This window comes from Halomonas sp. KX33721 (assembly GCF_001596805.1).
Taxonomy (GTDB): Bacteria; Pseudomonadota; Gammaproteobacteria; order Pseudomonadales; family Halomonadaceae; genus Vreelandella; species Vreelandella aquamarina.
Genome location: NZ_LVIA01000016.1, coordinates 88535 through 102290 on the forward strand (window position 1 = coordinate 88535; position 13756 = coordinate 102290).

Genomic DNA, 13756 nt, shown 5'->3' on the forward strand with positions numbered 1-13756 from the left:
GGGCTACGCCTCTAGCCGTTCAACAACATCGGCAATCACCGCTAGAGTGTCCCCCATATTGATCAGCGACGGCGCACGGCGGGCCATGAGAATACCATCGCGCTCGGCTTTGTACGCCACCGGGGCGGTGCCGCTGCGGGTCATATCGTAAACATAGGCGATGGTTTGGCCCTTCTTCACTTCGTCGCCCAGTGCCACCAGCAGCTCTAATACGCCCGAATGCTGGCTCTGCACGTAGCAGCTAGCATCCGGCATATCGAGGTACATTTGACCGCCTTCGGGCATCTCCACGTCACCGGCTACCAAACCGTAATGAATTAAGAAGTTTCGCACGCCACGCTCGGCAATCGCCATGCTTTGCGGCGTAGAGGTGCCGCCGCCGCCCAACTCCGTGGCCACAAACACTTTGCCCTGGCGCTCGCAAGCGGTGTCGAAAAGCTTTTCGGCATCTAGCTCAAACATCACCATGGCGTAAGGTGCACCAAACGCTTTTGCACCTTCCAGGGCGGCCTGCTGTTGGGCTTTGTCATCCAGCACGTGGGAAGCGCCAAACGGCAGAATATCCAGCGTGCGGCCGCCAGAGTGCAGGTCGAGCACCACATCGCTCATGGGCACCAGCACGCGGGTGAAGTAGTCGGCAATTTGCGAGGTCACCGTGCCGTTAGGGTCGCCAGGAAAGCTGCGGTTCAGGTTGCCTTTATCCATGGGTGAGGTGCGTTTGCCCGCCATCACCGCTGGGGTATTCATGCAGGGCACGATGATCACGCGTCCGGTCACGTCTTCCGCTTTCAGCGTCGAGGAGAGCTTCAACAGCGAAGTGATGCCCTCGTACTCATCGCCATGGTTGCCACCGGTGAGCAGTGCCGTGGGGCCTTCGCCATTTTTTACTACCGTGACGGGGATCATCACCGCGCCCCAAGCCGACTCATCGGTGGAAATCGGCAGTTTTAAAAAGCCGTGCTGCACGCCATCGGCGTCGAAATCAACGGTGGCGGAAATGGGGCTTGGCCGCAGTTGGTTCGGTTGAAGCGTCATTGTGTTTCCCTTGTGTTATCACGCGGCTATTTGACGAACAGCTGGCGGGGGAAATTCGCCAGGGTTTCACAGCCATCTTCGGTTATTAGGATACTTTCGGTAATCTCCAGGCCCCAGTCATCAACCCATAGGCCGGGCATGAAGTGGAAGGTCATGCCGGGCTGCAGGATAGTTTCATCCGAGGGGCGCAAACTCATGGTGCGCTCGCCCCAGTCGGGTGGGTAAGAGATACCGATGGGATAACCACAGCGGGCACCACCGCGGTCAAAGCCATATTTATCCATCGCCGCACCCAGCGCCATGGCAATATCTGCCGTGCGGTTGCCGGGTTTGGCAACCGCTAGGCCATTCTCGATACCTTCCAGCAGCGCCGACTCCGCACGGATAAAATCAACCGGTGGCGTGCCGAGAAACACCGTGCGCGACATAGGCGCATGGTAACGCTTAAACACGCCCGCAATCTCGAAGAAGGTGCCTTCGCCGGTGCGAAATGGCGTATCGTCCCAGGTTAAGTGGGGTGCGGCTGCATCTTTACCGGTGGGCAACATGGGCACGATGGCGGGGTAATCACCGCCAAATACTTTGCCGTTTTCATCGACAAAGCCCTCAATACCCACGCGATAAATCTCCGATACTAGCTTGCTCTTGGGCAGACCAGGCTCAATCACCTCAAGAATGCGCGAGTGCATCCCCTCGACGATTCTGGCCGCTACCCGCATATAAGCAATTTCTTGAGGCGACTTGATCGCCCGGCACCAGTTCACCAGCGAGTTGGCATCCATAAAGCGCGCATGGGGCAACTCTTTCAGCAGGCTTTGATACGCTTTAGCGGAGAAGTAGTAGTTATCCATCTCCATGCCCACCACACCGATATGCCAGCCACGGTCCGGCATAATCGACTGCGCCAGATACTCCATCGGGTGCATATCAGGGTTCTGGACGTAGTAATCCGGATAGTAGGTAATATTATCGGGATGAATCCAGCAGGTGCGCAGTGCACCATTGGCATCCATCCGGCGGCCGAACCATACGGGTTCGCCTTCCAGCCCCACCAGCACGCACTGGTGGACATAAAATGACCAACCATCGTAGCCGGTTAGCCACGCCATGTTGGAGGGGTCGCTGACGATCAATACGTCAATACCACGACCGGCCATTTCAGCACGCACCTTCCACAGGCGGTTTGCATACTCTTCACGAGTGAAAGGCAGGGAAACCTCAGTCATCGGGCAACTCGCCATCAAAGATCACTAAGAACCAGCGCATGCCCTAAGGCTCACTGCGCTGGGCCACAGGATCGACCTGGCCACCGCCGCTGCTGGCCCGCCAATGTCGTCTTAAGGCGATACTAGCACCCCCCCTTGGCTGCCGGTCAAAGCCTTTATTACAAAAATTTCATATGCTGTTAACGTTAGCTTTATCTACACGTTGACAGCGTTCTCCATAATGCCCTCAGGTTGCGGTATTAAGCTCCTCTCGCCCATGATAGTCAGCATGCATTATTAACTGAGTACAAGGAGATAACATGAAAGTCGTAGTGCATATTGACGACGCGGCCCAGTGGCAGGCCGCTATTGCAGAGGCGCTTCCAGAGGCCACCGTGCTTACCAGTGATGCCCCCGCCAGCGAACGAGCCAACGCCGACTACCTAGCCGTGTGGAAAGCGCCCGCTCACCTCCTGCAAGAACAAACGCAGCTAAAAGGCATTATTAACCTAGGGGCTGGGGTCGATTATTTGCTGAAGACGCCTGGGCTCCCCAAGGATGTCCCTATTGTGAAACTACGCGATGCAGGCATGAGCGAATTGATGGCCGACTATGTGCTTTACGGCGTGCTGAACTTCTACCGCAGCATGGACCGCTACGCCGCTCAGCAGCCAAATGCCCAGTGGCAGCCCCATGCGGTGCCGGATAAAGCGAACTGGCCGGTGGGTGTATTAGGGCTAGGCGCTATCGGCAGCTATGTGGCTAGCGCGCTTCAACAGGCTGGGTTCCCGGTGCTTGGCTGGAGCCGTACCCCCAAACAGATCAGCGGCGTGCGCTGCCTGCATGGCGAGGACGGTTTAAACGAGCTACTGAACCAAGCGCAAAGCGTAGTGACCATTCTCCCCGATACAGCGGCTACCCAGCACATTCTTAACGCCGAGCGGCTGGCACAACTGCCGAAAGGTGCCAGCATCATTAACCCAGGCCGTGGTAGCTTGATTGATGAGCAAGCACTGCTGGACGCACTTGGCCATGACGGCCAGCCAGGGCACCTGCGCGGAGCACTGCTGGATGTTTTCCATGAAGAGCCGCTACCGGCAAACAACCCGCTCTGGCAGCACCCTAAGGTCATCGTCACTCCGCATATGGCGGCCCCCACACCGCTTAACGATGCCATTGATCAAGTGATTTCGTACCTGCACGCCTTTGAGGCGGGTGAAACCCTGGCTACCGTTAACCCCGACATGGGCTACTGACGTTTAACGCCACGCTCGTTATACTCGCACACGGAACCAAGCGCTCGCTAAAGGCTCTTAGGAAGACACACTGTAGGGAGGAGGAGCCTTTGCAACACACATTCGCTCGTAACACACGGCACGGCCTATTGGGCGCTACATTGACTGCCGCGCTGATGACGAACAGCGCCGTCGCGCTTGCCGATGACAGCGCTTCCTTGGCCTCTCCTCAGCCATTCGAGGCGCAGTACCGGCTTGAAATTCGCGGCTGGCCGAGCGCCAACATTACCCATACGCTCACGCATGAAGGCTCGCATTGGCTGAGCGACATGAGTTTCTCCATTGCCGTCGCCCGAGGTAACGAGCGCAGTCGTTTCTACATCGATGATGGCGACACACACTCTTTGCTTTATAACAGCAGCTACTCTCTCTTCGGCGTCGGCGACAGCTATCAGCTCAACCAAGACGACATTCCCTCCATCGATCGTCAAGCCGCCCTGTTCGACCTCTCCCGCCGGGCTGGCACCGAAGGCTGCACCGAGAGCAACCCCTGCGATATCGACTTCGTGGATCACCGTGGGCGCGACGAACACTTCCAGTACTTCGTGAACGAGCCCACTACAGCCCGTGTGCCTGCCGGTGAGTTCGACGCTAAGCAGGTCACGCTGATTGATGCCGAAAAGCCTGACCGGCATTTGCTGATCAACTTCCATCCTGACTGGCCGGGGCTCATCCTCTCAGCCACCTATGAAAAAGAGGGGCGCCGACAAACGACACTCACCATGACCCACTTCAACCCCGCCGGGGGTAACGCGCCCTAAATGCTCTCTGGCCTATTGATCGTTTTACTGCCGCTGTTTTTGGGCTACTTGGTACGTGTCCGTTCGACCCGCTTGCTGAATCTGATTAACCGAGCCGTCAGCGGCTCGGTGTACCTGATTCTGCTGTTTATGGGCGTGAGCCTCGCCGGGCTTGAGAATTTAGGCAGCCAGCTCTCTCGTCTGGGTGGCAATGCCCTACTGCTGTTTACCATCACCACGCTGTTTAACTTAGCCGCACTGTGGTGGCTTTCTCGGCGAGTGCGGCTCAGCGCGGGCGGCTCTCCGGTAGTGAAAGATGCCCCCACCAGCAAACTCGCCGCCATGCAGGGCTCGTTAATGCTGGTGGGCGTGGTCGCAGCGGGTGTCACTGCGGGGCTGCTGCTTGGGCCTATGGTTGGCGAGGCGCTGTTCACCACCGCCGACTGGCTAGCCGAGTGGGTGCTGTATCTACTGCTGGTGTTGATTGGCTGCCAGTTACGCAACTCCGGCATGCCGCTGAAACAGATTTTGCTCAACCGCTTGGGGCTTGCCATTGCCGTCACGCTGGCGTTGAGTTCGCTACTGGCGGGGCTGGCCGCCGCCCCGCTGCTCTCACTGAGCTGGAACGAGGGCCTCGCCATGGCCTCGGGCTTCGGCTGGTACTCGCTGTCCGCCATCCTGATTGGCGACCAGCTCGGCCCGCTGATGGGTGGTGTGGCGTTCTTCAACGACCTCTCCCGCGAGCTGCTGGCGTTTATCCTGATCCCGCTGGTCATTCACCGCCACACCGCGCTGGCGATTGGCTACGGCGGGGCGACCTCCATGGATTTCACTCTTCCTGTTATCCAGCAGCACGGCGGCGTGGCCTGTGTGCCCATTGCCGTGGTTAGCGGCTTTATCCTCTCGCTGCTGTCGCCTCCGCTGATTCTGTTCTTTCTTTCGCTTTCGGGTTAGCACGCACGGGCGCTCCTTGGTTAGGATACGCAGCAAACGCATACCCTCTTTTATGACCAAGGACGCCCACCCGCCATGCTCAACGGAATCTGGTTAAGCTTCTTTATTGCCGCCTTTGCGGCATCGCTCTGGCAGTGGCTGGTGGGTGGCGATAGCGAAGTGTTTGCCCGCTTGGTGCAGTCGCTGTTCGATATGGCGAAGGTGAGCGTCGATATTATCTTGGTGCTGCTGGGCACCATGACGCTGTGGCTGGGGTTTCTTTCCATTGCCGAAAAGGCAGGGTTGATACGACTACTGGGGCGGGTACTCGACCCGCTTTTTAGCCGCCTGATGCCCGAAGTGCCCCGTGGCCACCCGGCCATGGGGCTGATTAGCATGAACTTCGCGGCGAACATTCTCGGCCTGGATAACGCCGCCACGCCGATCGGTATCAAAGCGATGCATTCGCTGCAAAGCCTTAATCCCAGCAGTGAGACTGCCAGCAACGCTCAAATCCTGTTTTTAGTGCTTAATACCTCGTCGCTCACCCTGCTGCCCGTCACTATTTTTATGTACCGCGCCCAGCAGGGAGCCACCGACCCCACGCTGGTATTTTTACCTATCTTGCTCGCGACTAGCGCTTCTAGCCTGGCTGGGCTTTTGGCAGTAGCGGTGATGCAGCGTTTAAAGCTCTGGCACCCGGTCGTGTTGGCCTATTTAGTGGCAGCTGCGTTAGCGTTAGGGCTATTGATCACTACTTTAGCGGGGATGTCCGCTCAGGCGCTGGCGGCGGCCTCAACGCTGGTGGGCAATCTGACCCTGTTTAGCATTGTGATGATGTTTCTGGTGGTTGGCGCGCTTCGCGGAGTGAAGGTGTACGACGCCTTTATCGAAGGGGCTAAAGAGGGCCTGAGCTTTACCATCACCCTACTGCCCTACCTGATTGCCATGCTGGTCGCGGTGGGTGTGCTGCGCGCCAGCGGCGTGCTGGATGCCGGGCTTGGCGGGATCCGCTGGCTGGTTGAGGGCATCGGCTGGGACACCCGCTTTGTGGATGCGCTACCCACCGCCTTTGTGAAACCGCTCTCCGGCAGCGGCTCCCGAGCCATGATGATCGAAACCATGAACACCTTTGGTGTCGATAGCTTCCCTGGGCTACTGGCGGCCACCTTCCAAGGCAGCACCGAAACCACGTTTTACGTGCTGGCGGTTTACTTCGGTGCCGTAGGCATCACCCGCATTCGCCATGGGTTGGGATGCGCCCTGGTCGCCGATATAGCAGGCATCACCACCGCCATTCTGGTGTGCTACTGGTTCTTTGGCTGAATTGCGCGAAGAGTGTTGTACCAAGCCAGGCCTGCCATGAAATTTGGCGCAGCGGTGCAGTTGGTTGCACTCACTGCGCCAATTGCTGCACCAAAGTGCATCACATAAAAACGGTGCGGGCCTTTTAAGGCAACGCACCGTTAGGGGACTTACAAAATTCACTAACTGTTCTTTTAAGACTAAACAAAACTCCTCATCAGTATTGGCGCCTAAGAGGAAGTTCTGGCTTCGGGCAAGTCGTTCTTAGCCCATCAATATGCTCGTGCAATCCTGCGGGAATCGTCTGCCACATTGGATCGAGGATGAAATCGATACCTTCGCGTCTCGCAATTTTTGCAGCAGGTACAAAATCAGCGTCACCAGCCATAAGCACAATTTGATCAACTTGCCCTTTTAACGTCAAAGAAGTGACATCAACTCCTATACGCATATCGACCCCCTTTTGCCGAACATCAACGCGCACATCATTCTCAGTCAAATCATCAAGCGATATTTTATGCTTTAGCAATGCTTTGATTTTTTCAGGTTTAAGTGTCCACTGAGCATCATCCGAAAGATGGCCCAGACGGACTGCTAATTTGCGTTTCCCCAACAAGGCTTGGTGCAGCTCTTTACGAAAAAGCGCCTCTGGCGTTTTGGAAAAGTCGATGGCTTTCCCTGAAATAGGGTTATGCATCTTTTTCGATAGGGGCGGGCAGTCGTAGAAAAAAAATTCTGTACAAATCACGCCGTTGATTCGTTTGACTGTTTCCATGGCGGCTCTTCTCATGCAAGTGACTTACCGCCCACCGAAACAAACAATCAGCTGCTCTTTTTCCATCATACGCATTGGAGGGCTCTATGCGCCTGAAACGCTTAATAAAATAGCCACCATCAATCAATATTGCTGTAGGCATGGCTTTTTTCCTTCTTCAAACAAAAAACGCCCTAGGGGTCGGCTTATCCCGAGATATGTGGGAAAGCTTACTGCCTAAGGCGTGGATAATTTCTAGCTTACGGAGTACTTAATGCCTCGTCAACCCCAATCGCCTCTACAGGTTACATGCGCGCAATACCCGCTTTTGCCGCTCGCGCTGCGTGAAGCTTCTTGTAGCTTTCGATCAGGCGCTGGTGGCGATCCAAGCCCTCTAACTGCATATTGGTGGGCGTGAGGCCGTGGAAGCGTACGCTGCCGTCTACTGAACCCACGACCGCCTCCATAGTCGCTTCGCCGAACATGCGCTTGAAGTTGGGCAGGTAGTCGTCCAGCTCCAATTCGTCGTCCAGGGCAATTTCCAGCACCGCGTTCACCGCCTGGTAGAACAGGCCGCGCTCAACGGTGTTGTCGTTGTACTGGAGGAACATCTGCACGCAGTCCAGCGCCTCTTCATGGCGGCCAAGTGCCAGGTAAACCAGCAGTTTCAGCTCCAGAATGGTTAGCTGGCCCCACACGGTGTTCTCGTCGAACTCGATACCAATCAGCGTGATGATATCGGCGTGGTCGTCCATCTGGCTCTCTTCCAGCCGCTCGACCAGATCGGTGAGCTGGTCGTTATCCAGGCGGTGCAGATTGAGAATGTCCTCGCGGTAATCCAGCGCCTTGTTGGTGTTATCCCAAATCAGATCTTCAATGGGGTACACCTCGGAGTAGCCTGGCACCAGAATCCGGCACACCGGCGCGCCCAGGTCTTCGTGGACCGCCATGTACACTTCCGCGCCCAGCTGTTCAAAAATGCCAAACAGCGTATTGGCCTCTTCTTCGTTGCTGCCGGAGAAGTCCCATTCACTGAATTCAAAATCAGGCTTGGCACTAAAGAAACGCCACGACACCACGCCGAAAGAGTCGATAAAGTGTTCTACGAAGTTGTTCGGCTCGGAGACGGTTTGCGAGTTAAATGTCGGCAGCGGCAGGTCGTTAAAGCCTTCAAAGCTGCGCCCTTGAAGCAGCTCGGTCAGGCTGCGCTCCAGCGCCACTTCAAAGCTTGGGTGGGCACCAAAGGAGGCAAACACACCGCCGGTGCGCGGGTTCATTAGCGTCACGCACATGACCGGGAATTGCCCACCCATGGAGGCATCCTTCACCAGCACCGGGAAGCCTTGGGCTTCCAGGGCGTTAATGCCCTCTACAATGTTCGGGTACTTGGCCAACACTTCTTGGGGTACGTCGGGCAGGGTCAGCTCCTGTTCGAGAATCTCCCGCTTCACCGCCCGCTCGAAAATCTCTGAAAGGCACTGCACCTGAGCTTCCACCAGGGTGTTGCCCGCGCTCATACCATTACTGAGGAACAGGTTTTCGATCAGATTGGAGGGGAAGTAGACCGTTTCGCCATCGCTTTGGCGCACAAAGGGAAGCGAAACGATGCCCCGGTCTTCACGGCCCGAGTTGGTATCAATCAGGTTCGAGCCACCCAGCTCGCCTTCCGGGTTGTAAATCGCCAGGCAGTGCTCGTCGAGAATTTCGGCGGGCAGCTCGTCATTCGGCCCCGGCTTGAACCACTTCTCATTGGGGTAGTGCACGAATTCGCTGTTCGCGATCTCTTCGCCAAAGAACTGATCGTTGTAGAAGAAGTTGCAGCTCAAGCGTTCGATGAACTCGCCCAGCGCAGAGCACAGCGCGCTCTCTTTGGTCGCGCCTTTGCCGTTGGTAAAGCACATGGGGGACGCCGCATCGCGGATATGCAGCGACCACACGTGAGGCACGATATTGCGCCAGGAGGCGATCTCGATCTTCATACCGAGGTTCGCCAGAATCGCGCTCATATTGGCGATGGTCTGCTCCAGCGGCAGGTCTTTACCGGGGATAAAGGTGCTGCCCCCTTCCGGCGCGCCCATCAGCAGCGCTTGGGCGTCCTCGTCGATGTTCTCGACCACTTCGATCTGAAACTCGGGGCCGGTCTGGATAACCTTCTTCACCGTGCAGCGGTCAATGGAGCGCAGAATGCCTTCGCGATCCTTTTCCGAGATATCTTCCGGCAGCTCGACCTGGATTTTGAAGATCTGCTTGTAGCGGTTTTCCGGGTCGACGATGTTGTTTTGCGACAGGCGAATGTTCTCGGTGGGAATATTGCGCGCGTTGCAGTACACCTTGACGAAGTAGGCGGCACACATGGCCGACGACGCCAGGAAGTAGTCAAACGGGCCAGGGGCCGAGCCGTCGCCCTTGTAGCGAATCGGCTGGTCGGAGATGACCGTAAAATCGTCGAACTTGGACTCCAGGCGGAGGTTGTCGAGATAGTTAACTTTGATTTCCATAAGCGGGCGTCCAGAGTAATGAGTGTGCCTGAGCGCCAACGCATCAGGCGAATGGCGGCCATTATCCAGTTTTTTGCCCGCTTCGTCTTGGGCAGTCGCGTGAATCGCTTATTGCGGTTCCAGCAAGAACGGCAGCGACTCCTCTAGCAGCAGGTCAGGAATCTCTTCGGCGATATAGTGCCCGCAAGGCAGCGCCTTGCCCTCTACCTGCGTTGCTACCTTGCGCCACTCGCCCAGGGCATCAAAGCAGGCTTCAATCGCCCCTTGGGCACCCCACATCACGTTGATGGGGCAGGTCAGTTTCACACCCGCATCAATATCCGCTTGATCGTGCTCTAAATCGATAGTCGCGCTGGCGCGGTAGTCACCGCAGATGCCGGTGGCCGTGCCGGGAAGCGACAGGCAGCGCTCGTACTCCGCCAGCGCTTCTGGGGCGAACGGTGCCATGCCCGCGCTGCGGGCGCCCATCACACTTTTTAAGTACTGAGCGGGATCGGCTTGAATCAGCATTTCTGGCAGCGGCTGAGGGCGAATCAGAAAGAACCAGTGCCAGTAGCTGCGGGCGAACGACTCGGTGGTGCCACGGTACATGGCCAGCGTGGGGGCGATATCTAAAAGCACCATGCGCTCGATGCGTGCTGCGTGGTCTACCCCTAAGCGGTGTGCCACCCGCGCGCCACGGTCGTGGGCCAGCACCTTGAAACGCTCGAACCCCAGCGCGCTCATTAGTTCGGCCATATCGGCGGCCATGGTGCGCTTGGCGTAATTGAAGTGCGCTGCGTCGTCGTCGGGCTTACTGCTGTCGCCGTAGCCGCGCAGGTCGGCGGCAATCACCGTAAAGTGCTGGGCAAGCGTGGCCGCCACTTTGTGCCAAATCATATGGGTCTGCGGGTGGCCGTGAAGCAGCAGTAGCGCCGGGCCGCTGCCGCCCATCCGATAGGCAGTATCGACGCCGTTAACGCGGCGTGTCTGTTTTTCAAATCCTGCAAACATGGCTAGCTCCTCGCGGATAGATGATGCTCTTCATTTGGCGTTCTCTTGTAACCGTTCGATCAGAAAGTCTTTCAGCGCGACCACAGCGGGCGTGAGCGACAGCCGATGCGGGCAGACGAGATACAGCGGCGCGGGCTCGGTAGAAAACGAGGCCAACAGCGCCACCAAGCGGCCTGCATCGAGGTCTGCCTGAACATCGAGGCGAGATTTATAGGCAATGCCCTCTCCCGCCAGCGCCCAGCGGCGCACACACTCGGCATCGTCGCTCACTCGATTGCCCTGCACGCTGATACGCTCACTGCCGAACTGCCACTGGTTGTGCACCCGCTCACCCAGGTTGAAGCAGAGGCAGTTGTGCTGGCGTAATTCATCTGGAGTGGCAGGCTCGCCGTGGCGCGCGATATAGCTTGGTGCTGCGCACACCGCCCGGTGGTTATCGCTTTTTAGCGGCAGGGCTACCAGGCTGGAATCCTCCGGCACGCCGTAGCGCAGGGCAATCTCCACCGGCTGGCGAAACAGGTCGCTCACCCGGTCACTCACCCGAAGCCGCAGGCGCAGCTGCGGATGCCGCGCCATAAAGCGATCCAGCCAGCCCAGCAGCACGTTGCGGCCCAGATCAGACGGCATGGAGAGGCTGAGCTCTCCCGCTATCTCCTGGCGCTCGCGGTGCAGTTCTTTTTCCCCTTCGGCAAGGGCACTCAGCGCCGTTTTCGCATGCACCAAATAGTGCGCCCCGGCGGGCGTTAGCCGCAAGCTGCGGGTAGAGCGCACCAGCAGCCGCGTGCCTAGCGCGTCTTCAAGCCGTTTGATCGCAACGCTGGCCACCGCTGGGGTAATCGCCAGCTCCCGCGCGGCAGCGGAAAGGCTGCCGTGCTCGGCGGCGTAGACAAGCACGTTTAGGTCATCGGTACGCATGGGTCGATGGCGCCCTTATTTTCAAAGAAAATGAGAAACTGTTAGCTACATTAGCCCTCTTTTTCATAAAACGACACCCAGGCATGATGACGCCATTCATCATCCTTTAGAGAGCCACTATGAAAGCATTTGCGTTTACCAAAAGCCTGCCGATCGACCACCCAGACGCCCTGCACGCCGTCGAGCTACCGCTGCCCACACCCGAGCCCCACGATATTCGCGTCGCGGTGAGCGCGGTTTCCGTTAACCCGGTGGATGCCAAGGTGCGCAAGAGCGCGCTGCCCGAAGGCGGCGAGCCTCGCGTGCTGGGTTACGACGCGGTGGGCGTGGTCGATGCCGTGGGCAGTGCGGTCACTCGCTTTCAGCCGGGTGACCGGGTGTGGTACGCGGGCAGCATCGCACGCCAAGGCTCCAACGCTGAGTACCAGCTGGTCGATGAGCGCATCGCCAGCCTAGCGCCGAAGAGCCTCTCCGACGCCCAGGCTGCCGCCCTGCCGTTAACCGCCATTACCGCCTGGGAACTGCTGTTCGACCGCCTAGAGCTGGGCATGCGCGACACCCAAGGTAAAACCCTGTTAGTGGTAGGCGCTGCGGGGGGTGTTGGCTCGATTCTGATTCAGCTCGCCAAGCAGCTCACCGATATCACCGTGATTGGGACAGCCTCACGCCCGGAAAGCCAAGCCTGGGTCACGTCGCTCGGCGCCGATGCGGTGATCGACCACCGCCAACCGCTGGATGAAGCGCTCAAAGCCGCAGGCTATGAGCAGGTGGATATGGTGGTCAGCCTCAATCAAACCGATCACCACTTCGAGGCGATCATCAATGCTCTAAAACCCCAGGGCAAGCTGGCGCTGATCGATGACCCGGAACTGATCGATGTGCGCAAACTCAAGCTCAAAAGCCTGTCACTGCACTGGGAGCTGATGTTCACGCGGCCGCTGTTTACCACCGAGGACATTGCCAAGCAGCACGACCTATTGAGCGAAGTCGCCGCCATGGTGGATAGCGGCCGTTTAACCACGACGCTGGGCGAGGTGCTTGGCCCCATCACTGCCGATAACCTAACGCGTGCCCACGCGCTGATTGAGAGCAACCGCACCGTGGGTAAGCTGGTGTTAGAGGGCTTCTAACCACGCGCACGGCTTATTTTAAGCGGACGTAAAGAGCGAGCCGTTGCACTCTTGGGCGCAAGGCGGCACATTAGCCGCCACCGCCCAAGAGTCACGCCTATGCACGATGAATTTGTGGCCAATTTGCGCCTGCTGTGCAGCTACTACCCCAGCCATGCCGCGCTCCAGCGTATTTGCCACTTTTTTGGCGTCACGCCGGACGACATTGCCCTGCCCCACCACGATTTTCGGGCGCTGGTACAAACCGGCCAGCTCAATGCCGACACCGCGAGCACCTCGCTGCTCGCCGCCGTGAACAACGACGTGTCTAGCGGTGATTACCACTTCCGCGCTCGCCATTGATGTATCGCCTGCTAGCGTGGCACCAGCACTTGATCGAACAAAATGGCCTCGAAGTGTTCCATAGGGGCCAGAGATTTGAGTGTTTTGGCCCGCAGAATCGCCCCTTCCCATCCGGAGAGAATAAAGCTGGCCAGCGCCTCAGGCGGGATGGCGGCATTGATCGTGCCGTCGGCTTGGGCTTGGCTCAAGCAGGCCACAAAGCGTTTTTCCCAACGCTGAAATACCAAATTCAGGGCGTCACGGAAGGTATCACTCTGGCCGGAAAGCTCCTGACCGAGATTACCGATCAAGCAGCCGGTGGTGTGATCGCAGTCGAGCATATGGGCGCGCCCGGTGGCAAAGTAGCGGCGCAAACGCTCCAGGGGCGGCAGGGCGGGGTCTTCCAGCAGCGCCGCTAACGACGCATCGTAATCGTCGGCAAAGCGCTCAATGACCGCCAAGCCGAAGTCTTCTTTGCTGGAAAAGTAGTGGTAGAACGAGCCTTTGGGGACACCGCAGGTTTTTAATACAGCATTGATACCCGTCGCATTATAGCCCTGCTGGGCAATCAGCTCGGCACCAGAATCAATGAGTTTGTCGCGGGTGGCGGTGTTTTTCATAACGTCATACAG

At 57.8% G+C, this 13756-nt stretch carries 13 protein-coding genes; 6 read left to right on the forward strand and 7 right to left on the reverse strand.

Features of this window, described 5'->3' with window-relative positions; all coding sequences use genetic code 11:
- Nucleotides 1–3 precede the first annotated feature (3 nt).
- Nucleotides 4–1035: a N(2)-acetyl-L-2,4-diaminobutanoate deacetylase DoeB gene (gene doeB / locus A3220_RS07055; RefSeq protein ID WP_062374042.1), complete on the reverse strand. Its 1032-nt coding sequence runs from the start codon at nucleotides 1033–1035 to the stop codon at nucleotides 4–6.
- 26 nt (nucleotides 1036–1061) lie between these two features.
- On the reverse strand, nucleotides 1062–2261 hold the full coding sequence (gene doeA, locus A3220_RS07060; RefSeq protein ID WP_044628651.1) for an ectoine hydrolase DoeA: 1200 nt from the start codon (nucleotides 2259–2261) through the stop codon (nucleotides 1062–1064).
- Between the two features lie 299 nt (nucleotides 2262–2560).
- On the opposite strand from doeA, the gene A3220_RS07065 reads away from it, so the two are divergent.
- From A3220_RS07065 to A3220_RS07080, 4 genes are all read left to right on the forward strand, one after another.
- Nucleotides 2561–3496: a glyoxylate/hydroxypyruvate reductase A gene (locus tag A3220_RS07065; RefSeq protein ID WP_062374044.1), complete on the forward strand. Its 936-nt coding sequence runs from the start codon at nucleotides 2561–2563 to the stop codon at nucleotides 3494–3496.
- Between the two features lie 155 nt (nucleotides 3497–3651).
- Complete coding sequence (locus A3220_RS07070) at nucleotides 3652–4296, forward strand: hypothetical protein (protein ID WP_089675805.1); 645 nt, start codon at nucleotides 3652–3654, stop codon at nucleotides 4294–4296.
- Entirely contained in the window at nucleotides 4297–5229 is a 933-nt protein-coding gene (locus A3220_RS07075) for a lysine exporter LysO family protein (protein ID WP_062374046.1), read from the forward strand.
- A 75-nt stretch (nucleotides 5230–5304) separates the two neighbouring features.
- Nucleotides 5305–6534 (forward strand): spore maturation protein, encoded by a 1230-nt coding sequence (locus tag A3220_RS07080; RefSeq protein WP_044628655.1) that lies wholly within the window; start codon nucleotides 5305–5307, stop codon nucleotides 6532–6534.
- Between the two features lie 196 nt (nucleotides 6535–6730).
- Here A3220_RS07080 and A3220_RS07085 read toward each other — a convergent pair whose 3' ends face one another.
- The 4 genes from A3220_RS07085 to A3220_RS07100 form a co-directional block, all read right to left on the reverse strand.
- Entirely contained in the window at nucleotides 6731–7288 is a 558-nt protein-coding gene (locus tag A3220_RS07085; protein WP_217284280.1) for an NYN domain-containing protein, read from the reverse strand.
- Nucleotides 7289–7572: 284 nt separating this feature from the next.
- A complete protein-coding gene (locus A3220_RS07090; protein ID WP_062374050.1) occupies nucleotides 7573–9765 on the reverse strand; it encodes an OsmC domain/YcaO domain-containing protein in 2193 nt (730 codons plus the stop codon).
- Between the two features lie 108 nt (nucleotides 9766–9873).
- A complete protein-coding gene (locus A3220_RS07095) occupies nucleotides 9874–10758 on the reverse strand; it encodes an alpha/beta hydrolase (protein WP_062374052.1) in 885 nt (294 codons plus the stop codon).
- A gap of 30 nt (nucleotides 10759–10788) precedes the next feature.
- Entirely contained in the window at nucleotides 10789–11673 is an 885-nt protein-coding gene (locus tag A3220_RS07100) for a LysR family transcriptional regulator (RefSeq protein ID WP_062374055.1), read from the reverse strand.
- Between the two features lie 119 nt (nucleotides 11674–11792).
- Here A3220_RS07100 and A3220_RS07105 point away from each other — a divergent pair, with 119 nt between their 5' ends.
- Entirely contained in the window at nucleotides 11793–12803 is a 1011-nt protein-coding gene (locus tag A3220_RS07105) for a zinc-binding alcohol dehydrogenase family protein (RefSeq protein WP_062374058.1), read from the forward strand.
- Between the two features lie 99 nt (nucleotides 12804–12902).
- Nucleotides 12903–13145 carry a hypothetical protein gene (locus A3220_RS07110; RefSeq protein WP_062374061.1) on the forward strand — a complete coding sequence of 81 codons (243 nt, stop codon included), beginning with the start codon at nucleotides 12903–12905 and terminating at the stop codon, nucleotides 13143–13145.
- Between the two features lie 11 nt (nucleotides 13146–13156).
- Here the strand turns inward: A3220_RS07110 and A3220_RS07115 are convergent, their stop codons facing one another.
- Nucleotides 13157–13744, reverse strand: a complete 588-nt coding sequence (locus A3220_RS07115; protein ID WP_044628662.1) for a TetR/AcrR family transcriptional regulator — start codon at nucleotides 13742–13744, stop codon at nucleotides 13157–13159.
- Nucleotides 13745–13756: the final 12 nt, after the last annotated feature.